The sequence below is a fragment of the Sphingopyxis sp. LK2115 genome (assembly GCF_014595975.1).
Taxonomy (GTDB): domain Bacteria; phylum Pseudomonadota; class Alphaproteobacteria; order Sphingomonadales; family Sphingomonadaceae; genus Sphingopyxis.
Genome location: NZ_JABWGQ010000023.1, coordinates 1 through 18,865, shown reverse-complemented (window position 1 = coordinate 18,865; position 18,865 = coordinate 1). Strand labels below are relative to the sequence as shown.

Below are 18,865 nucleotides of genomic sequence, written 5' to 3'. Positions count from 1 at the left end.
CTGGAGATAAGCTGGGCGTCACGTCAACGCCATTCAATCTGCGATTCTGGAGCGGCGGCAATGGATTTTGCGTTCGAGAATAGTTTTCATGCCGACATGCAAGGCTTTTATGCGCCGGCCGAGGCCCTGAGGCCATCGGCGCCCCGGCTTCTCGCGTTCAACGATCGGCTGGCCGAAAGGCTTGGTTTCGATCGCGACGGAACCGATGCCGACGAGCTTGCGCGGCTGTTTTCGGGACAGGATATTCCCAAAGGCGCCGCCCCCATCGCGCTCGCCTATGCCGGGCATCAGTTCGGCCATTTTTCGCCGCAGCTTGGCGACGGGCGCGCGTTGCTGCTGGGCGAAATCATCGCGCCCGATGGCGCGCGCTTCGACATTCAGCTCAAAGGGTCGGGCCCAACGGCATTTTCGCGCAACGGCGACGGCAAGGCGGCGATCGGTCCGGTGCTGCGCGAGTTCCTTGTGTCAGAGGCGATGGCGGCGATGGGGGTGCCGACGACGCGGGCGCTCGCTGCGGTGGCAACGGGCGACCGTGTGCAGCGCGAACGGGCGCATCCGGGTGCGGTGCTCACACGCGTCGCGAGCAGCCATATCCGCGTCGGCACCTTTCAATTCTTTGCCGCGCATTTCGGCGCCGATCATGTGATCCAGCTATCGGACTATAGCATCAAGCGGCACTTCCCCGATCTGGCCGATGCGCCCAATCCGCACCTTGCGCTGCTCGACCGGGTGATCGACCTGCAATGCGCGCTCATCGCGCGCTGGCTGGGCGTGGGCTTCATTCACGGCGTGATGAACACCGACAATGTCGCGATCAGCGGCGAGACGATCGATTATGGCCCCTGCGCCTTCATGGACCGGTTCGCCGCGCATACGGTGTTCAGTTCGATCGATGCGAACGGCCGCTACGCCTATGGCCGCCAGCCACAGATCATGCACTGGAACATGGCGCGTTTTGCCGAGGCGCTGTTGCCAGCGATCCACCGCGTTGCGCCGGCCGACGTCGAAGCGGCAAAGGCCCTTGTCGATGCCATTCCGGCGCGGTTCCGGACGGCCTGGGAAGCGCAGGTCCGGCTAAAGCTGGGTCTTGCCGAAGGGGCGGGCGACGATGCCGGGCTGATCGACGGCCTGTTCGACGAGCTGGAAAAGCACAGCGTCGACTTCACCTCCTTCTTTCGCGCGCTTGCGATGCTGCTCCGCGGCGACGGGGCGACGATGCAGGCGCTGCTGCCCGCACCCGACGCCATGGCGCCGTGGATCGCCGACTGGTGGCGGCGCATCGAACGGGGTGCGGCCAATCCGATCGAGCTTGCCGACGCGATGGACGGGGTGAACCCGCTCTACATCCCGCGCAACCATATCGTCGAGGCGACGCTCGATGCGGCCGAAGGGGGCGATCTTGACCCCTGGCTCGACCTGCTCGACGTCGTACGCCACCCGTTCGCGGCCAGGGCGGGGCTGGAACGCTTCGCCGAGCCCGCCCCCGTCGACGCAGCACCCTATACGACCTTTTGCGGCACATGAGGCATTGAGCGATCGCCGGGCCGTTGCTACGGACGGCGCCGCATCGGCCAAAGGATAAGCCATTGACAGCAGAACAGGAGTCGCCCGTGAAGATCGCCGTCGTCGGCACGGGTTATGTCGGCATTTCCAACGCGGTGCTGCTGGCGCAGCATAATGCGGTCGCCGCACTCGACATCGACGCGCGCAAGGTCGATCTCATCAACGCGCGGCGATCGCCGATCGTCGATCCCGAAATCGAGGATTATCTGGCGAACAGGCCGCTGAATCTTGTCGCGACGACCGACAGGCAGGCGGCCTATGCCGGTGCGGACTTCGTGATCGTCGCGACCCCGACCGACTATGATCCGGATACCAATTATTTCAACACGAGCAGCGTCGAAAGCGTCATCGCCGACGCGCTGAAGCTGGCGCCCGGCGCGCTGATCGTCGTCAAATCGACCGTCCCGGTGGGCTTCACCGAACGGATGCGCGCCGAGCACGGCAGCAACGATATCGTCTTTTCGCCCGAATTCCTGCGCGAAGGCCGCGCGCTCCACGATAATCTTTATCCTTCGCGGATCATCGTCGGCAACACGCACCCGCGCGCCGCCGATTTCGCGCGGCTGCTCCTCGAAGGTTCGCTGAAGCCCGATACGCCGATCCTCCAGACGGGCAATACCGAGGCCGAGGCGATCAAACTGTTCGCGAACACCTATCTTGCGATGCGCGTCGCCTTCTTCAACGAGCTTGACACCTATGCGGCCGCACACGGGGTCGATTCACGACAGGTGATCGAAGGCGTGTGCCTCGATCCCAGGATCGGCAGTTTCTATAACAATCCGTCCTTCGGCTATGGCGGCTATTGCCTGCCCAAGGATACCAAGCAGATGCTCGCCAATTACAAGGATGTGCCGCAGAATCTGATTCAGGCGATCGTTTCGTCGAACACGACGCGCAAGGATTTTGTGGCGTCGGAAGTCATCAAACGGAACCCGCGCGTCGTCGGCATCCACCGCCTTGCGATGAAGGCGGGTTCGGACAATTTCCGCGCCAGCAGCATCCTGGGCGTGATGAAACGCGTAAAGGCCAAGGGGATCGAGGTGATCGTCTATGAACCGCTGATCGAGGAGGACCGGCTCTTCAACTCGCGTGTGATCCGCGACCTCGATGCGTTCAAGGCCGAGGCGGACGTGATCATCGCGAACCGCATCACCGACGATCTCGCCGACGTCGCCGACAAGGTTTACAGCCGCGACCTGTTCGGCGCCGACAGCTGATCCGACGCGCGCGACGCGGCCCGCCGCAGCGCCGGGAACCGACCGGGGATCAGGACGTTGGCCCAATGACGAAGGGGAGAATCGGGTTGCGCGGCCAGCTTTCCGGGGCCACAAGTTTTCATCGGTGGCCAGCAGATGGGAAAATCTGACATAAACCGCGATCATGCGTGCCGCCGACGGGTGGTCCGGGGGTTGTTGATCGGTGCGGCGGCGCCGTCAGCATGGATGGTCGCACAGCCGGTCGTCGCGCAACAGGGCGAACCCGCCGCTTCGGAGGCCGTGGCCGAACGGTCGTCCGAAGATCGCATCGCATCGCCATCGCCGCCTCCGCCCGGCGTGGCGCTTCCGGACGTCGAACCGATTATCGGCGATGATGAGTTTGAAAAGGCGATCCCGCCGATCAGCGCCGAGGACGATCCCGAACTCGACCGCCCGCTCGAATCGATTGCCGAGTTTGAACGGCGTCAGACGGTCGAAGCAGCGACGCGCCCAGCGGAAGGCGAGGCGGATGCCGAGGCTGCCGAAGACGCTGCGCCGCCTGTGGTCGATGACATTCCCGTTCCCGCGCTGGCCGACGGCGATGCCGTCGAGGCGATCGGCGATGCGCCGATCAGCGACAGCGAACTGGCCGCACCGCTCCCCCCGCTGGACAAGTTCGACGTCGAACCCGTCGAATTTGCCGAGGCGGAAGAGGCGGACGATAATCGCGAGCTGGCCTACCTTGTTCAGATCAACGGTCTGGAGGCCGCCGACGACAGCAGCGACATCGACCTTGCCGACCTGTTCGGCGATCTCTCGGCGCTTTACGATGGCGATGGCAAAGCCGACAATGCGGCGATGATCCGCGCGCGCCTGTCGGCCGACGGCGAGCTGATGCAGCGCATCCTTGCGTCGGAAGGCTATTATGACGCGATCGTCAGCACGCGCATCGAGCGCGGGCCGCGCGAGGAGGGGCAGGGCCGTCGTCCGATCACCGCGATCATCGATGTGACGCCCGGACAGCGATACAGGCTGTCGGATATTGTCATCGACGCCGCGCCGACGGTTCCGCCCGGCCTGATCGCCGACAATTTCCTGATCAGCGTCGGCGAGCCCATCGTCGCGCAGCGGATTCAGGGCGCCGAGGCGGCCATCGCGCTCAAGCTGCCCGAAGAGGGCTACCCCTTCGCCGAGGTGGGACAGCGCGACATCCTGCTCGACCCGGCGACCGGCGACGGCGTCTATACGCTGCCCATCGACATCGGCAAACGATCGCGATTCGGCGGAATCGAGACCAGGGGCGACCTGGCCTTCGACGCCGATCATGTCGCGGTGCTTGCGCGCTTCAAGCGCGGCGATCTTTATGACAGCCGCAAGGTCGATGATTTGCGACAGGCGCTCGTCGCTACCGGGCTGTTCTCGACCGTTGCCGCCGAGCCGCAACCGACGGGCGAAAGCGCCGGCGACGACACCGAATATGTGACGATGCTGGTGACGCAGCAGGCGGGACCGCCGCGCACCATCGCCGCGAGCGCGGGCTATGGCACGGGAGAGGGGTTGCGGATTGAGGGCAGCTGGACGCACCGCAATATGTTCCCGCCAGAGGGCGCATTGACCTTTCGCGGCGTGATCGGCACCCAGGAACAGGGAATCGGCGCGACGCTCCGCCGGTCGAACGCCGGGCGCCGCGACCGGACCTTCGAACTTGTCGCCGAAGCGACGCGCAGCAACTATGACGCGTTCGAGGCGCTGACGGGCCGCGTCGGCGCGCGTATCAGCTATGATTCGACACCGATCTGGCAGAAGAAACTCACCTATGCCTATGGTGTCGAGCTCATCGCGACGCGCGAGGATGACTATGATTTCACCGCTGGCGAGCGATCCTTTGATTTTTATACCATCCTGGGATTGAGCGGACAGGTCGGGATGGATCGCACCGACAGCCTGCTCGACCCGACCAGAGGATTTCGTATCACCTCGCTGATCCAGCCCGAAGGGTCGCTGGCGGGCCGCTTCTCGCCCTATGCGCGGCTTCGCACCGACATCAGCGCTTATTATCCGGTGACGGACAATGTCGTGTTCGCCGGCCGGCTTCGCCTGGGATCGATTCTGGGGGCAGCGCGCGAACGGCTGGCGCCGTCGCGGCGCTTCTATGCAGGTGGCGGCGGGTCTGTGCGCGGTTTCGGCTATCAGGAACTCGGCCCCAAAGACCCCGATAACGATCCGATCGGTGGCCGCAGCGTCAACGAGGTCGCGGTCGAGGCGCGCTATCGTTTCGGCAATTTCGGCGTCGTCGGCTTCGTCGATGCGGGGCAGGTCTATCGCAGCTCCGCCCCGACCTTTCAGGATCTGCGGTTCGGCGTCGGCCTTGGTGCACGCTATTATACCAATTTCGGGCCGATGCGCTTCGACATCGCGACGCCGATCGCGCGCAAACCCGGCGAGGCGCGGGTCAGCGTCTATGTGTCGATCGGGCAGGCTTTCTGATGGCCGATGAACCGCCCGCGACCGAAACGGCGCCGGTCGCGGCGCGGAACTGGCCGCGCGCGATCCTGCGCGGCACGGGGTATGCGCTGCTCGGCCTGATCCTTCTTTTCGCGCTGTTCCTTATCGGGCTCAATAGCGATGCCGGGCGGCGTTTCGTCGTCACCCAGATCGAAAAATATGAGTTCGAGAACGGGATGAAGATTGGCATCGGTCGGCTCGACGGCTCGCTCTACAGCCGGATGATCGTCCGCGATTTCACGCTTTCCGATCCCGAAGGCGTTTTCCTGCGCTCGCCCGAACTGCGCATCGACTGGCGCCCTCTGCGCTATCTGGCGAGCCACATCGACATCCGCTCGGCAACCGCCGGAACGCTGGTCATGGAAAAGCTGCCGGAGTTCAAGCCGGTGCCCGACAGCGGCGAACCGCTGCTCCCCGACCTCGACATCGACGTCGGGCGGCTTCGCGTCGACCGCTTTATATTCGAGCCGGCGGTGGCGGGTGAGCGGCAGGTCGCAACGCTGGACGGCCGCGTCGCGATCGCCGATCGCCGTGCGCAAATCGGCGCCAGCGCCGAAACCATCGGCGCCGGCGGCAAGGGCGACAGGCTGAAGCTGATCCTCGATGCGGTGCCCGATGCGAACCGGCTCGCGATGACGCTCGATATGACCGCGCCTGCCGGCGGCGTGCTCGCGGCGATGGGCGGGTTCGAGGAGACGCTGACCGCCAGGCTTGACGGGCGCGGCGACTGGACGGTCTGGAACGGCAAGCTGACCGCGAACCTTGGCACCGCACCGCTGGCGCGGATTGCACTGAGCGCCCGCGATGGCAGCTTTTCCGCCAAGGGCACGGCGCAGCCGTCGCGACTGCTCAGCGGCCCGACGGCCGAACTGCTGGCACCCGAAACCGCGATAGACCTGAAGGCGATGCTGGCGGAACGCAAGGCGGTGCTCGACGGGCGCCTGTCGTCGAGCGCGGCCGCGCTGGGGGTCAGTGGCGGCGTCGATCTGGGGGCCAATCGCTATGAAGGGCTGACGCTCGCGGTCCATATCCTCCGCCCCGGTGCGATCGCGCCCGCGCTCCGCGCGACCGGGCTTCGCGCGCGGGCGACGCTCGACGGTGAATTTGCAAACCCGACGGTCGATTATCGGGCCAACGCCGCCAGCCTTGCGGTGAATGACATCATCGTCGATCGGCTCCGCCTTGCGGGCAAGGCGCGTGTCGATGCCGACCAGATCCTCATCCCGGTCGCCGGCCGCGCGGCACGCATTCGCGGGCTCGATACGGTTGCGGGCGGGACGCTGGCCGACGTGCGGCTCGATGGCGACCTCGCTTATGCCGATGGGCGGATTCTGAGCGATAATCTGCGCCTCCGTTCGCCGCGGATCGATGCCAGCGCGATCGTCGTCGCCGATTTGCGCCGCAGCTTCTACACGGGCGCAATCGACGGACGGGTGAACGATTACCGGATCGAAAGCGTGGGCATATTCGACATCGAAACCGACGCCGACCTCAAGACCGCGCCGCGCGGCGGCTTTGAAATCGCGGGCCGCGTTCGCGCGCGTTCGACGCGCTTGTTCAACGCCGGGGTGCGCGACGTGCTTGGCGGCAACGCCACGGCGACCAGCAATGTGCGATATGGCACCGACGGCGTGGTGCGCTTTTCGGGCCTGCGCCTGACGGCGCCGCGCCTGCGCGTCACCGGCGGGCAGGGGAGCTATGCGCCGGGCGGCCAGATACGCCTCGCCGCGCGGGCAACCTCGACGGACTATGGCCCCTTGGGCGTCCAACTGGCTGGCACGATCAGCGATCCGCGCGCGGTGGTCACCGCCGATCGGCCGGGGCTGGGTATCGGTCTTGCCAATCTCGTCGCGCGTGTTACCGGCGCCCCCCAGGGCTATCGCCTCGCCGCGACGGGCGATACCGATTATGGTCCGCTCGCCGCCGATGTCGTGCTGCTGACAGCCGCGGGGCCGCTGACGATCGACGTCGAGCGCGGCGATCTGTCGGGCATCGGGTTCAGCGGGCGGCTCGTCCAGAGCCAAGCCGGGCCGTTCACCGGACGACTCGACGCTTCGGGGCAGGGCCTTGGGGGCCTCGTGCGGCTTTCCGCCGCCGGCGAGCATCAGGCGGCAGCGATCAACGTGCGCGCGAACAATGTGGTGCTTCCCGGCCCGGCGCGGCTCGCGGTCGGGTCGGCGGTGGTCGATGCCGATGTAACGCTGTACGATAGGCCGCACATCGTCGCCGACATCCAGGTCGCCAACACTCAGATCCGCGATTATGACATCGCCGTCGCGCGCGTGAAGGTCGACTATCGCGGCGGCAGCGGCAAGGCGCAAGCGCTCATCGAAGGGGTCAGCGGCGTGCCCTTCCGCATCGCGGCCAACGCCGATCTCAAGCCCGACCTGTGGCGTGCAGCGGTGCAGGGGCGTGCGACGGGCATCAATTTCCGCACCACATCGCCCGCGCGGATCATTCCCGGCCCCGACGGCTATGAGTTGCTGCCGACCAACATCGACCTCGGCCGCCGCAGCAGCGCGCGCGTCGCCGGGCGCTTCGGCGAGGGGATCAGGCTCCAGTCGCGGCTCGACCGCGTCAATATGGCGATCCTCAATGCCGTCTATCCCGGCATGGGGATCGGCGGCCGCGCGAGCGGCAGCCTCGATTTCGAGCAAGCCAATGCCGACGCCTTTCCGCGCGCCGACGCGCGGCTGACGATCCGCAATTTCACGCGCACCACCGCCGCCTCGGTCAGCCAGCCGGTCGATGTCAATTTCGCGGGCAAGCTGCTTGCCGACGGCGGCGAAGCGCGCGCGGTGATGCGCAGGCGCGGCACGGTGGTCGGACGCATCCAGGCATCGCTGCGCCCGCTCGGTCCCGCTGCGGGCGCGTGGACCGACCGGCTGCGCGCCGCACCGCTCGGCGGCGGCGTCCGCTATAACGGCCCCGCCGATACGCTCTATTCCTTCTTCGGCCCTGCCGACCAGCATGTGTCGGGGCCGGTCGCGGTTGCCGCCGATTTCGGTTGCCGCGTTGCCGATCCGTGCCTTACCGGCGTCGTCCGCGGCCGCGACATGGTTTACGAAAACCAGACCTATGGCACGCGGCTGACCGGCATGATGGTGAATGGCCGCTTTTCCGGCAACCGGCTGGAAATCGCCGAACTGACCGCAAAGGCCGGCGAAGGCACGGTCAAGGCCAGTGGCTATATCAGCCTGTCGCAGGCCGATGGGTATCCGATGGACCTCGCCGCGACGCTCGACAATGCGCGGCTCGCGCGCAGCGAGAATATCGCCGCGCGCGCGACGGGCAATTTGCGGCTGCAAAAGTCCGCGGGTGAAACCGCGCTCTTGTCGGGCGACCTTCGCCTCCCCGAAACGCGCTATCGCATCGTGCGCGAAGGCGCGGCGCAGGTGCCCGTGCTGACCGGCGTGCGGCGCAAGGCGCCTGCGGGACGGACGCGGATCAGCGGCGATGGGCTGGCCGCGCTCGGCGGCAGCCTCTTTGACCTGATCCGGCTTGATATTCGCCTGCGGGCCTCGGATGAAATCTATGTCCGCGGCATGGGGCTCGAATCGGAATGGCAGGCCGATGTCGCCTTGCGCGGCACAACCCTGGCACCGCGCGTGACCGGCGAGATCGAGCTGGTGCGTGGCACCTTGGGTTTTGCCGGACGCTCGTTCGATCTGGAGGAGGGGCGTGTGACCTTCCCGACCGGCGATGCGTTCGACCCCGCGATCCGCCTGATCGCCAGCGACACGATCGAAACGGTGACGGTGAGCGTGAGCGTGACGGGGCGCGCCAGCAACCCGCAGGTCGCATTCTCCAGCGTGCCGGGACTGCCGCAGGACGAGATCGTTTCGCGCATCCTGTTCGGCGATTCGATCACGACGCTGTCGCCGCTTCAGGCGGTGCAGCTCGCTTCCTCGCTCAACACGCTGAGCAGCGGGGGCAGGGGATTGAGCCCGCTCGGCGCACTCCAGTCGGCCGCGGGTATCGACCGCTTGCGCGTCCTCGGCCCCGACGACACGATCGGTCGCGGCGCCGCGCTCGCAGCAGGGCAATATATCACCAAGGATATCTATCTGGAGGTCATTACCGACGCGCGCGGCTATACCGCGACGCAGCTTGAGATCAGCCTGACCCGCGCGCTTTCGCTGCTCAGCCAGGCGGGCGGGTCGGGCCAGTCGAACCTGTCGATCCGCTATCGCAAGGATTATTGATGCGCGCGTTCCTCTTCATCCCCTTGCTTCTGCTCGCGGCCTGCCAGGACGACCCCGATTTCGATACCCGCTACGACCAGGCGGCCAGGGAGATCGAGGCACGCGCAAAGGCCATGGATGCCGACATCGCCGAGGCCGAAAAGGCCGCCGCTGCGGCTTCGCCCTTGCCAGAGGCGACCGATCCGTCTACCGCCGCCGCGTCATCTGGGGAGTAGCCAGCCGTCGCTTGCGACGGGCCGCCGCGTCAACATGCTTGGCCGAGAGGTCATGGTGCGGTGGAAGCGGGAATCCGCTTGGGCGAGACCAATGGCGTCGAGCTTCCGTCCGGGCCGGGCGGCGGGTTCGATGTCCGTTGGAATCGCACGCCGCCCGGCCCCGGAATTGTCATGGAAGCCCTCTTTACCTCGACCGCCATCGTCGCGCTCGCCGAAATCGGCGACAAGACGCAGTTGCTCGCGATCCTGCTCGCGGCGCGTTTCGGCCGCCCGCTGCCGATCATCCTGGGCATATTGGCCGCAACGCTCGCGAACCATGCGCTCGCGGCGCTGCTCGGCGCGCAGGCGGCCGCCTTTCTCGACGGCCCGGTCTTTCGCTGTGCGATCGGCATTTCGTTCATCGCCATGGCGGCGTGGACACTGGTGCCCGACACTTTCGATGACGAAGATGCGCCCAGGCCGCGCTTCAGCGCCTTCCTGACGACGCTCGTTGCCTTCTTCCTCGTTGAAATGGGCGACAAGACGCAGGTGGCGACGATTGCGCTCGGCGCACAATATCAGGCGGTCGCGCTGGTCACGGCGGGCACGACGCTGGGCATGATGATCGCCAATGTGCCCGCGATCTTCCTTGGCAACGAATTGCTTAGGCGGGTCGACATTGGCAGGATCCGCCTTGTTGCGGCGGCGTTATTCCTCGCCATCGGCATATGGGTGCTGGTTCAGACGGCGGGGTGGCTGGGGTCGTGATCACACCTGTGCGGCGGCACAGCCAATGACCTTATCGCGGACCCTGTTCCGTGTTGCGCGTCGCCAGCATCCGCTCGAACCGCCAGGCCGACGCGCACATGGCGTCGAGGTCGCGCTCTGCCGTCCAGCCCAGCTCGCGCGCGGCGCGGTCGGGGCTGGCGAAGCAGCTGGCAATGTCGCCCGCGCGGCGCGGCGCAATGCGATAGGGGATGGCGACGCCGTTCACGCGCTCGAACGCCTTCACCATGTCGAGCACCGAATAGCCCTGACCGGTGCCGAGGTTCCAGATCGACAGCGGCCGGTCGGTCGCGGCAATGGCGTGGAGCGCCGCCGCGTGCCCGGCCGCCAGGTCGACGACATGGATATAATCCCGCACCCCGGTGCCATCGGGCGTGTCATAATCGTCGCCGAATACCGACAATTCGCTGAGCTTGCCGGCGGCGACGCGGCTGATGAAGGGCATCAGATTATTCGGTATGCCGGCCGGGTTCTCGCCGATCAGCCCGCTGTCGTGCGCGCCGACGGGGTTGAAATAGCGCAGGATCGCGATCCGCCAGTCGCGATCAGCGGCGGCGATGTCGCCCAGCATCGCTTCGATCATCAGCTTGGTGCGGCCATAGGGGTTGGTCGCCGATGTCGGATGATCCTCGTCCAGCGGCAGATATTGCGGCTGGCCGTAAACGGTGGCGCTCGACGAAAAGACCAGCCGTCTGGCGTCGCAGTCGATCATCGCCTCGATCAGCGACAGGGTGCCGCGGACATTATTGTCATAATATCGGATCGGTTCGGCGACCGATTCGCCCACGGCCTTCAGCCCGGCGAAATGGATCACCGCTTCGATCGCGTGGTCGCGCATCGCACGGCGCAGCGCGTCGCCGTCGCGGACGTCGCCGACCACCAGCGGGATCGCCGCGCCAGTGATCGCTTCCAGCCGGTCGATCACCGCCACGTCGCTGTTCGAAAGATTGTCGAAACATGTCACGCGGTGCCCCGCCGCCGCGAGCGTCGCCGCCACATGGCTGCCGATATATCCGGCACCGCCGGTCAGAAGGATGTTCATCGCCTGCGTTATCCTGTTCTGTTCGTCTTGCGATCGGCCCTGCGCTCCTAGGCGATTGGCGCCCACCTGCCAATTCCCGCTGCTGCGCCGCGTAACCTTTCGCTGCACAGCCGCGAACCCCGGACGCGGCCGCGCTGTCCCGCGGTGGTGATGTTCAGGCGTTTCGTGGCAGCCAGTCTTTCCGATACCATTCGACAAAGGCGGAAATCCCGGCCGAAATCGGCGTTGTCGGCGCAAAGCCGAGATCGCGTTGGATATCGCCGATATCGGCTGCGGTCTGACAGACGTCGCCCGCCTGCATCGGCAGCAGGTTGACCTTGGCCTTGCGCCCGCACGCCTGTTCGATGGCGGCAATCATATCGGTCAGCTTTTCCGGCTGGTTGTTGCCGATGTTGTAAAGCCGGTGCGGCGTCGTGAAACCGCCTGGCTTTTCACGATGATCATCGGACGGCGGATTGTCGAGCGCCAGCACCACGCCGTTCACAATATCGTCGATAAAGGTAAAGTCGCGGCGCATATCGCCATGATTATAGACGTCGATCGGTCGCCCCTGCAGCACCGCCTCGGTGAATTTCCATACCGCCATGTCGGGGCGCCCCCACGGGCCATAGACGGTGAAAAAGCGCAGGCCGGTCTGGGGAATGCGGAACAGATGCGCATAGGTTTCGCTCAGCAATTCGTCGGCGCGCTTCGTCGCCGCATAGAGCGAGATCGGCGTGTCCGCGCGGTCGGCGACCCGGAAGGGCGTATCGGCGCGCATGCCATAGACCGAGGAGGAGGAGGCATAGACGAGATGCGAAATCGCGCAATGCCGCGCGAGTTCAAGGATGTTGACATGGCCGGCGACGTTCGAGTGGACGTAGGCGGCGGGATTTTCGAGCGAATAGCGGACACCGGGCTGGGCGCCGAGATGGACGATCCGGTCGATCCTTTGGTCCCCCAGGGCATGATCGAGCGCCGCAGCATCGCCAAAGTCGACGTCGAGGAAGGTGAACAGGCCGCCAAAATCGGCATCGAGCCGCGCCACGCGCGCGCGTTTAAGCTCAACCGAATAATAGGGCGTGAAATTGTCGATGCCGACAACCGCCTCGCCGCGGCGAAGCAAGGCCGCCGCGACCTGCATCCCGATGAATCCGGCAGCGCCCGTAATCAGCGTCGACAATGATTTTCCTCCATCGCACCCGATCCGCTGCGACAGTTCGCGCGGAGAGGCAGCTTATGGAATCATAGTGGTTTAAATGTGGTGAGCCCTGCTGGATTCGAACCAGCGACCTACTGATTAAAAGTCAGTTGCTCTACCGACTGAGCTAAGGGCCCATCGGCGCCGGGATGTTGCGGCGCGCGAAGTGAGCCGTCGCCCTAGTGCGCCGCGGCGCGCCGGTCAACCGGCTTTGGACGGACGAGCCGCGCGGCGAGCTGGCGGATGCTGCGTGCGTGGAGCGGGTGCCGCCAATCGGGCACGATCGTGCGGAGCGGGCCAAGCACAAAGGCGCGATCGGCAAGCGCAGGGTGCGGGATGGTCAGCGCCGCGTCGGACCAGATGCCGCCCGACCAGAGCAATATGTCGAGGTCGAGCGTGCGTGTGCTCCAGCGCTGGCCGGTGCGGCGACCGAATCGCGCCTCGATCGCCTGCAACCTTTCGAGCATTTCGGGCGGACTGAGCTTCGAGGCGACGAGCGCAACGGCATTGGCGTAGCGGCGGCGCGATGGGCCGACGGGATCGCTGGTAATGATCGGGCTGGCGTCGACCGCCTCGATGTCGTCGCTCTCCAGCGCGGCGAGCGCCGCGAGCAGCACCGCGCGCGGTTCGCCATGGCGCGCATGGCGCCGGTTCGACCCAAGGCCGATCGCATAGAGGGGCAGCGGGATTGCGTTGTTCATCGCGCCGCGCCTATCGCAGCCGCATGAAAATTGATAGCCCGTTGCCCGGAACCGAACCGCCGCGCAATTGTTCGCGTTGCCCGCGGCTGGTCGCGCTGCGCCGCGCGTGTCAGGCCGAACATCCCGACTGGTGGAACGCGCCGGTCCATGCCTTTGGCGATGCCGATGCGTGGTTGATGCTGGCGGGGCTGGCGCCGGGCAAGCATGGCGCCAACCGGACCGGCAGGCCGTTCACCGGCGACCATGCGGGCGACCTGCTGTTCGCGACGCTCGCCCGCTTCGGGTTGAGCCGGGGCCTTTACGACGCGCGGATCGACGATGGGCTGGCGCTCGACGGTGCGATCATCGTCAACAGCGTCAAATGCCTGCCGCCCCAGAACAAGCCGACGCCTGCCGAAATCGCCAATTGCAGGCCCTTCTTCGAGCGACAGCTTGCGGCTCTGCCGAAAGTGCGGGTGATCATCGCGATCGGGCGGATCGCGCATGATGCGGTGCTGCGCGCCGCAGAGGTGCGCCTTGCCGCGCACCCATTCGCGCATGGTGCGGTTCATGCGCTGCCCGATGGGCGGTGCCTGATCGATAGCTATCACTGCTCGCGCTACAATATGAACACCGGGCGGCTGACGTCCGAAATGTTCGCCGATGTTTTTCGCACGGCGCTGGCGTTCAAGGATCAAACCAGCGGTCCAAACTCCTCGACCAGCCCGCGATAAAGTGCGCGTTTGAAGGGGACGATCAGCTTTTCGATCTCGTTCAGATCGACCCACTTCCAAGCGCGGAACTCCTGATGCCTGGTGTGGATGTTGATGTCGCTGTCCTCGCCCATGAAGCGCATCAGGAACCAATGCTGGCGCTGCCCGCGATATTTGCCGCCCCACATCTTGCCGATCAGATGGTCGGGCAGGTCATAGAAATACTCCTCGCGGCTGCGTGCGATGATATCGACGAGCCCGCCATGCACGCCGGTTTCCTCGCCAAGCTCGCGGATCGCGGCTTCTTCGGCGTCCTCGCCCGCGTCGATCCCGCCCTGCGGCATCTGCCACGCCTCGCTTGACGTATCGAGCCGCTGGCCGACGAAAACGCGGCCATGGCGGTTGGCGAGCATCACGCCCGCGCAGGGGCGATAGGGCAGCTTGTCGTGATCGATCATGCGGATCGGCTAGCTTCGGCGACGATCATTTTCAACATGTTGAGCGCGCCGCGAATGTCCTCCTTTGCGCTCGGAATGGCTTGCGTCAGGTTGATATAGCCGTGGATATTGCCCTTTGCCTCGCGAAAGCTGGTGGGCACTCCTGCCTCGATAAGCTTGGCGGCATAGGCGCGGCCCTGATCGCGCAGCGGGTCAAGCCCCGCGGTGACCAGCAACGTCGGCGGCAGACCCTCGGCCGGAAAATCGAGCGGCGAGGCGCGATAGTCGGCGGGATCCGCGGCATAATGATTGCCGAACCAGGTCATGCTGCCGTTGGTCAGCAAATGACCTTCGCCGAAATCGCGATAGCTTTGCCAGTCGTTGTGCGTCGTCACGGCGGGATAGATGGGATGGATCGCAATCACCGGTTTCGACGCGGGTTTGTCGCGCAGCGTCAGCGCCGTGGCGATGGTAAGGTTGCCGCCGGCGCTTTCGCCGGAAAGCACAAGGGCGGTGCAGGCGATATTGTCGGCGACCCAGCGCGTCGCCGCTTCGCAATCCTCCGGCGCGGCAGGGAAGGGGTGTTCGGGGGCGAGACGGTAATCGACCGCGATCACGGGCATGTCGAGCTGCCGCGCGGTTTCGGCGCAATAAGGATCATGCGTGTCGAGATCGCCGATCACCCAGCCGCCGCCGTGGTAAAAGACCATGACCGGGCCAGGCTCGCGGTCGGGGCGATTGTCGTAGATGCGGATCGCAATATCGCCCGCGGGTCCGGGGATGGCGCGATCCTCGACATGCGCGATTTCCCCGCGCGGGGCGTCGGCAAGCTGGCCCATTGCCCGGAACATCTCGCGCGCGCCTTCGGGCGGCATTTCTTCCATCTTCGGTCCTTCCTGCGCGTTCAGGAAGGCCAGGAAAGCCGCCACGTCGGGGCGCGTAAAATGGGCGGGGCCATCGGTCATCTGCGTCTCTCCCTGGTCGCGATTTTCGTCATGCTATTCGGGATTGGCGAGGCAAATTCAATCGCAAATCGCAACCGACCGCCGCCTTGCCCTTTGCGGCGCACAATTTTTTCTCAATTGCGGCTTGGCGCGCAGAGGCCTAGGCCCATGTTACAGGTTCGCAAGATTTGAGGCAGAAGAAAAAATGGCGACAGTGGTAGAGGACCAGGCCGACGGCGCGCGGCAGTCCCCCCTTTCGGATGCAGTGGTGGTTCGCTTTGCCGGTGACAGCGGCGACGGGATGCAGCTGACCGGCGGCCAGTTCACTTTGTCGTCGGCGCTTGCGGGCAACGACTTTGCCACTTTCCCGGATTTTCCTGCCGAAATCCGCGCTCCGCAGGGCACCTTGTTCGGCGTGTCGGCGTTCCAGATCAATTTCGGATCGTCGGCGATCGACACGGCGGGTGACGCGCCCGACGTGCTGGTCGCGATGAACCCCGCGGCGCTCAAGACCAATGTGCCGCAGTTGAAGCATGGCGGCCTCATCATCGCCGACGAGGGCGAGTTCAACGACCGCAACCTCGCCAAGGCGAAATATGAAGCCAATCCCCTCGACGACGGCAGCCTTGCCAAATGGCAGCTGCTGAAACTGAATATCAGCCAGCTGACGATGGACGCGGTGAAACCCTTTGGCCTTGGCAACAAGGAAGCGCTGCGCTGCAAGAATATGTGGACGCTGGGGCTGGCGCTGTGGATGTTCGACCGCGACCGCCAGCCGCTGATCGACTGGCTCAATGCCAAATTCGCGAAGGCGCCCGAACTGGCGGCGGCGAACGTCGCGGCACTCAATGCGGGGCACGCCTATGGCGAGACCGCCGAGCTGGCGGGGCCGCTCAAGCAGCATCATGTCGACCCCGCGCCCGCCGAACCCGGCCTCTATCGCACGCTGACCGGCGCCGAAGGCATTGCGCTCGGACTCGTCGCGGGTGCGCAGCTCGCCAGGCTGCCGATGTTCTTTGGCGGCTATCCGATCACTCCGGCATCGGCGATCCTGCATCACCTGTCGCGGCTCAAGGAATATGACGTCACGACCTTTCAGGCCGAGGACGAGATTGCGGCCATTTGCTCGGCGATCGGCGCCAGCTATGGCGGATCGCTCGGCGTGACCAGTTCGTCAGGGCCCGGCATCGCGCTCAAGGGCGAGGCGATGGGTCTTGCGATCATGACCGAGCTGCCGCTTGTGATCGTCAATTCGCAGCGCGGCGGGCCGTCGACCGGCCTGCCGACCAAGACCGAACAGTCGGACCTTTATCAGGCGGTGTACGGACGCAACGGCGACGCGCCGATGCCGGTGATTGCCGCCCGCTCGCCGGGCGATGCGTTCGACTGCGCGATCGAGGCGTGCCGCATTGCGGTGCAATATATGACCCCGGTGATGTTGCTGACCGACGGCTATATCGCCAATGCGGCCGAGCCGTGGAAAGTGCCCGATCTGGCGGCCTATGAGGCGTTTCCGGCCCGGTTCCTGACCGAAGTGCCCGAAGGCGGCTTCAAGCCCTATGGCCGCGACGAGAAGCTCGCGCGTCCGTGGGTCAAGCCCGGCACGCCGGGGCTGCTCCACCGTATCGGCGGGATCGAGAAGGAGGTTGAAACCGGCCATATCAACTATGCGCCCGCGAACCACCAGGCGATGACCGATATCCGCAAGGCGAAGATCGACGGGATCAAGGTGCCCGACCAGCTCGTCGAGCTGGGCGCCGAGGGCGGCAGGCTGGCGGTTGTCGGCTGGGGCTCGACCTTTGGCCCGATCCATCAGGCCGTGCGGCGCAAACGCGCCGAAGGGCTCGACGTGAGCCACGTTCATATCCGCCATATCTGGCCGTTGCCTGCCAATCTGGGGCAGCTTCTGAAAAGCTATGACAAGGTGATCGTGCCGGAAATGAATACGGGGCAATTGAAGACTGTGCTGCGCGACCAATATCTGGTCGATGCGCAGCCGGTGAACAAGGTGTCGGGTCAGCCCTTCACCATCGCCGAAATCGAAGCCGCCATCGAGGAGGCATTGAAGTGAACCAGGTTACTCCGATCACCCGCGCCACCACGCTCAAGGATTGGGAAAGCGATCAGGAAGTCCGCTGGTGCCCCGGCTGCGGCGACTATGCGATATTGAAGGCGGTGCAGCGCACGATGCCCGAGATCGGCACGGCGCCGGAGAACACCGTGTTCATCAGCGGCATCGGCTGTTCTTCGCGTTTCCCCTATTATATGGAAACCTATGGCTTTCACACGATCCATGGCCGCGCGCCGGCGTTCGCGACGGGGCTGAAACTCGCCAACCCGAACCTCGACATCTGGATCGTCACCGGCGACGGCGACGGACTGTCGATCGGCGGCAACCACACGATGCACCTGATCCGCCGCAACCTCGATTGCCAGATCATGCTGTTCAACAACGAGATTTACGGGCTGACCAAGGGGCAATATTCACCGACCAGCCGCGTCGGCACGACAAGCCCGTCGACGCCCTATGGCTCGGTCGATCGTCCCGCGCAGCCCGCCGCTTTTGCACTCGGCGCGGGCGCCCGCTTCGTCGCGCGCGGCTTTGACGTGTCGAAGGAATTGCCGAACGTGCTGAAGGCCGCACATGCGCACAAGGGCGCTGCCTTTATCGAGATTTTCCAGAACTGTATCGTCTATAATAAAGACGTGTTCGAGGATTTCGCAGCGCCCAAGGGCGCGGAGGATCGCCAGCTATGGCTGAAGCATGGCGAACCGATGCTTTATGCCAAGGGGACGAAAGGCATCGCGCTCGACGCCGAGGCGCTGCATCTGAAGACCGTCGATGTCGTCGATGGCGACTGGCAGACGGCGGGCGTGATCGTTCACGACGTCACCAATCGCAGTGTCGCGCACATGCTGGTCGAGATGCGCTTCGGGGAGTTCCCGATGGCGCTGGGGGTGCTGTATGACGATCCGCGCCCGACCTTCGAGGCCGACGTCGTGCGGCAGAACCAGGCTGCGGCCGAAGGCAAGAAGGCCAATTTGCAGAGTCTGCTCAAGAAAGGGCAAACCTGGACGGTGACCCCAAGCGGGCCGGAGCTTTAGCAAGGCCACGGGGCGAGGCTTCGCCCGAAGATGCAACGGATACAAGCGCCGGGAATGTGGGTGGCCGATTTTGATTCCCGGCTGGCCCTGATCGAGCAAGGCCACCGACCATCGTTAAGAGCATCGGAGCCAACAGCGGGGCCTCAACGCCTTCGGTCCTGACCTGCCAGCCTCCGGTGCTGGCTCGTGCGGGGCGCTGTTGCGAACGGGCCAGGCGGCAAGAAATGCGCTTGATAGTTGCGCAGGCCACACGGGGAAGCCAACGCGGTCGCGTCCGTCAAGGTGGTGTAATTTCGGCTGTGGCCGTGGGCCATC

General features: G+C 65.3%; 14 protein-coding genes and 1 tRNA gene. 9 read left to right on the top strand and 6 right to left on the bottom strand.

The genetic code is table 11. The features are described 5' to 3' along the window. Positions 1-60 precede the first annotated feature (60 nt). The 6 genes from HUW43_RS03770 (at position 61) to HUW43_RS03745 (ending at position 10,431) form a co-directional block, all read left to right on the top strand. The gene (locus tag HUW43_RS03770) at positions 61-1,524 is read left to right on the top strand and encodes a protein adenylyltransferase SelO (RefSeq protein WP_188236152.1); all 1,464 of its coding nucleotides are present in this window, start codon (positions 61-63) and stop codon (positions 1,522-1,524) included. Between the two features lie 86 nt (positions 1,525-1,610). Further along, complete coding sequence (locus tag HUW43_RS03765; protein WP_188236151.1) at positions 1,611-2,780, top strand: nucleotide sugar dehydrogenase; 1,170 nt, start codon at positions 1,611-1,613, stop codon at positions 2,778-2,780. Positions 2,781-3,005: 225 nt separating this feature from the next. Next, complete coding sequence (locus HUW43_RS03760; RefSeq protein ID WP_411157925.1) at positions 3,006-5,246, top strand: BamA/TamA family outer membrane protein; 2,241 nt, start codon at positions 3,006-3,008, stop codon at positions 5,244-5,246. Next, on the top strand, positions 5,246-9,469 hold the full coding sequence (locus HUW43_RS03755; protein WP_188236149.1) for a translocation/assembly module TamB domain-containing protein: 4,224 nt from the start codon (positions 5,246-5,248) through the stop codon (positions 9,467-9,469). The genes HUW43_RS03760 and HUW43_RS03755 overlap by 1 nt, the downstream gene beginning before the upstream one ends. Then, on the top strand, positions 9,469-9,684 hold the full coding sequence (locus HUW43_RS03750) for a hypothetical protein (RefSeq protein WP_188236148.1): 216 nt from the start codon (positions 9,469-9,471) through the stop codon (positions 9,682-9,684). Before HUW43_RS03755 ends, HUW43_RS03750 begins: the two co-directional genes overlap by 1 nt. A gap of 171 nt (positions 9,685-9,855) precedes the next feature. Further along, on the top strand, positions 9,856-10,431 hold the full coding sequence (locus HUW43_RS03745; protein WP_188236197.1) for a TMEM165/GDT1 family protein: 576 nt from the start codon (positions 9,856-9,858) through the stop codon (positions 10,429-10,431). A gap of 31 nt (positions 10,432-10,462) precedes the next feature. Here the strand turns inward: HUW43_RS03745 and galE are convergent, their stop codons facing one another. From galE to folK, 4 genes are all read right to left on the bottom strand, one after another. Beyond that, the gene (gene galE, locus HUW43_RS03740) at positions 10,463-11,491 is read right to left on the bottom strand and encodes a UDP-glucose 4-epimerase GalE (RefSeq protein ID WP_188236147.1); all 1,029 of its coding nucleotides are present in this window, start codon (positions 11,489-11,491) and stop codon (positions 10,463-10,465) included. A 154-nt stretch (positions 11,492-11,645) separates the two neighbouring features. Beyond that, entirely contained in the window at positions 11,646-12,653 is a 1,008-nt protein-coding gene (locus HUW43_RS03735; protein WP_188236146.1) for an NAD-dependent epimerase/dehydratase family protein, read from the bottom strand. A 79-nt stretch (positions 12,654-12,732) separates the two neighbouring features. Beyond that, positions 12,733-12,808, bottom strand: a tRNA-Lys gene (locus HUW43_RS03730). Between the two features lie 42 nt (positions 12,809-12,850). After that, positions 12,851-13,372: a 2-amino-4-hydroxy-6-hydroxymethyldihydropteridine diphosphokinase gene (gene folK, locus HUW43_RS03725; protein WP_188236145.1), complete on the bottom strand. Its 522-nt coding sequence runs from the start codon at positions 13,370-13,372 to the stop codon at positions 12,851-12,853. Between the two features lie 23 nt (positions 13,373-13,395). On the opposite strand from folK, the gene HUW43_RS03720 reads away from it, so the two are divergent. After that, positions 13,396-14,085 (top strand): uracil-DNA glycosylase, encoded by a 690-nt coding sequence (locus HUW43_RS03720; protein WP_188236144.1) that lies wholly within the window; start codon positions 13,396-13,398, stop codon positions 14,083-14,085. Here the strand turns inward: HUW43_RS03720 and HUW43_RS03715 are convergent. Next, positions 14,046-14,522: an RNA pyrophosphohydrolase gene (locus tag HUW43_RS03715; protein ID WP_188236143.1), complete on the bottom strand. Its 477-nt coding sequence runs from the start codon at positions 14,520-14,522 to the stop codon at positions 14,046-14,048. The two genes, HUW43_RS03720 and HUW43_RS03715, sit on opposite strands and share 40 nt — an antisense overlap. Next, positions 14,519-15,466, bottom strand: a complete 948-nt coding sequence (locus HUW43_RS03710) for an alpha/beta hydrolase (protein WP_188236142.1) — start codon at positions 15,464-15,466, stop codon at positions 14,519-14,521. The genes HUW43_RS03715 and HUW43_RS03710 overlap by 4 nt, the downstream gene beginning before the upstream one ends. Before the next feature lie 184 nt (positions 15,467-15,650). Here HUW43_RS03710 and HUW43_RS03705 point away from each other — a divergent pair, with 184 nt between their 5' ends. Both HUW43_RS03705 and HUW43_RS03700 read left to right on the top strand, forming a co-directional pair. Then, positions 15,651-17,516, top strand: a complete 1,866-nt coding sequence (locus HUW43_RS03705; protein WP_188236141.1) for a 2-oxoacid:acceptor oxidoreductase subunit alpha — start codon at positions 15,651-15,653, stop codon at positions 17,514-17,516. Next, positions 17,513-18,550 carry a 2-oxoacid:ferredoxin oxidoreductase subunit beta gene (locus HUW43_RS03700; RefSeq protein WP_188236140.1) on the top strand — a complete coding sequence of 346 codons (1,038 nt, stop codon included), beginning with the start codon at positions 17,513-17,515 and terminating at the stop codon, positions 18,548-18,550. Before HUW43_RS03705 ends, HUW43_RS03700 begins: the two co-directional genes overlap by 4 nt. Positions 18,551-18,865: the final 315 nt, after the last annotated feature.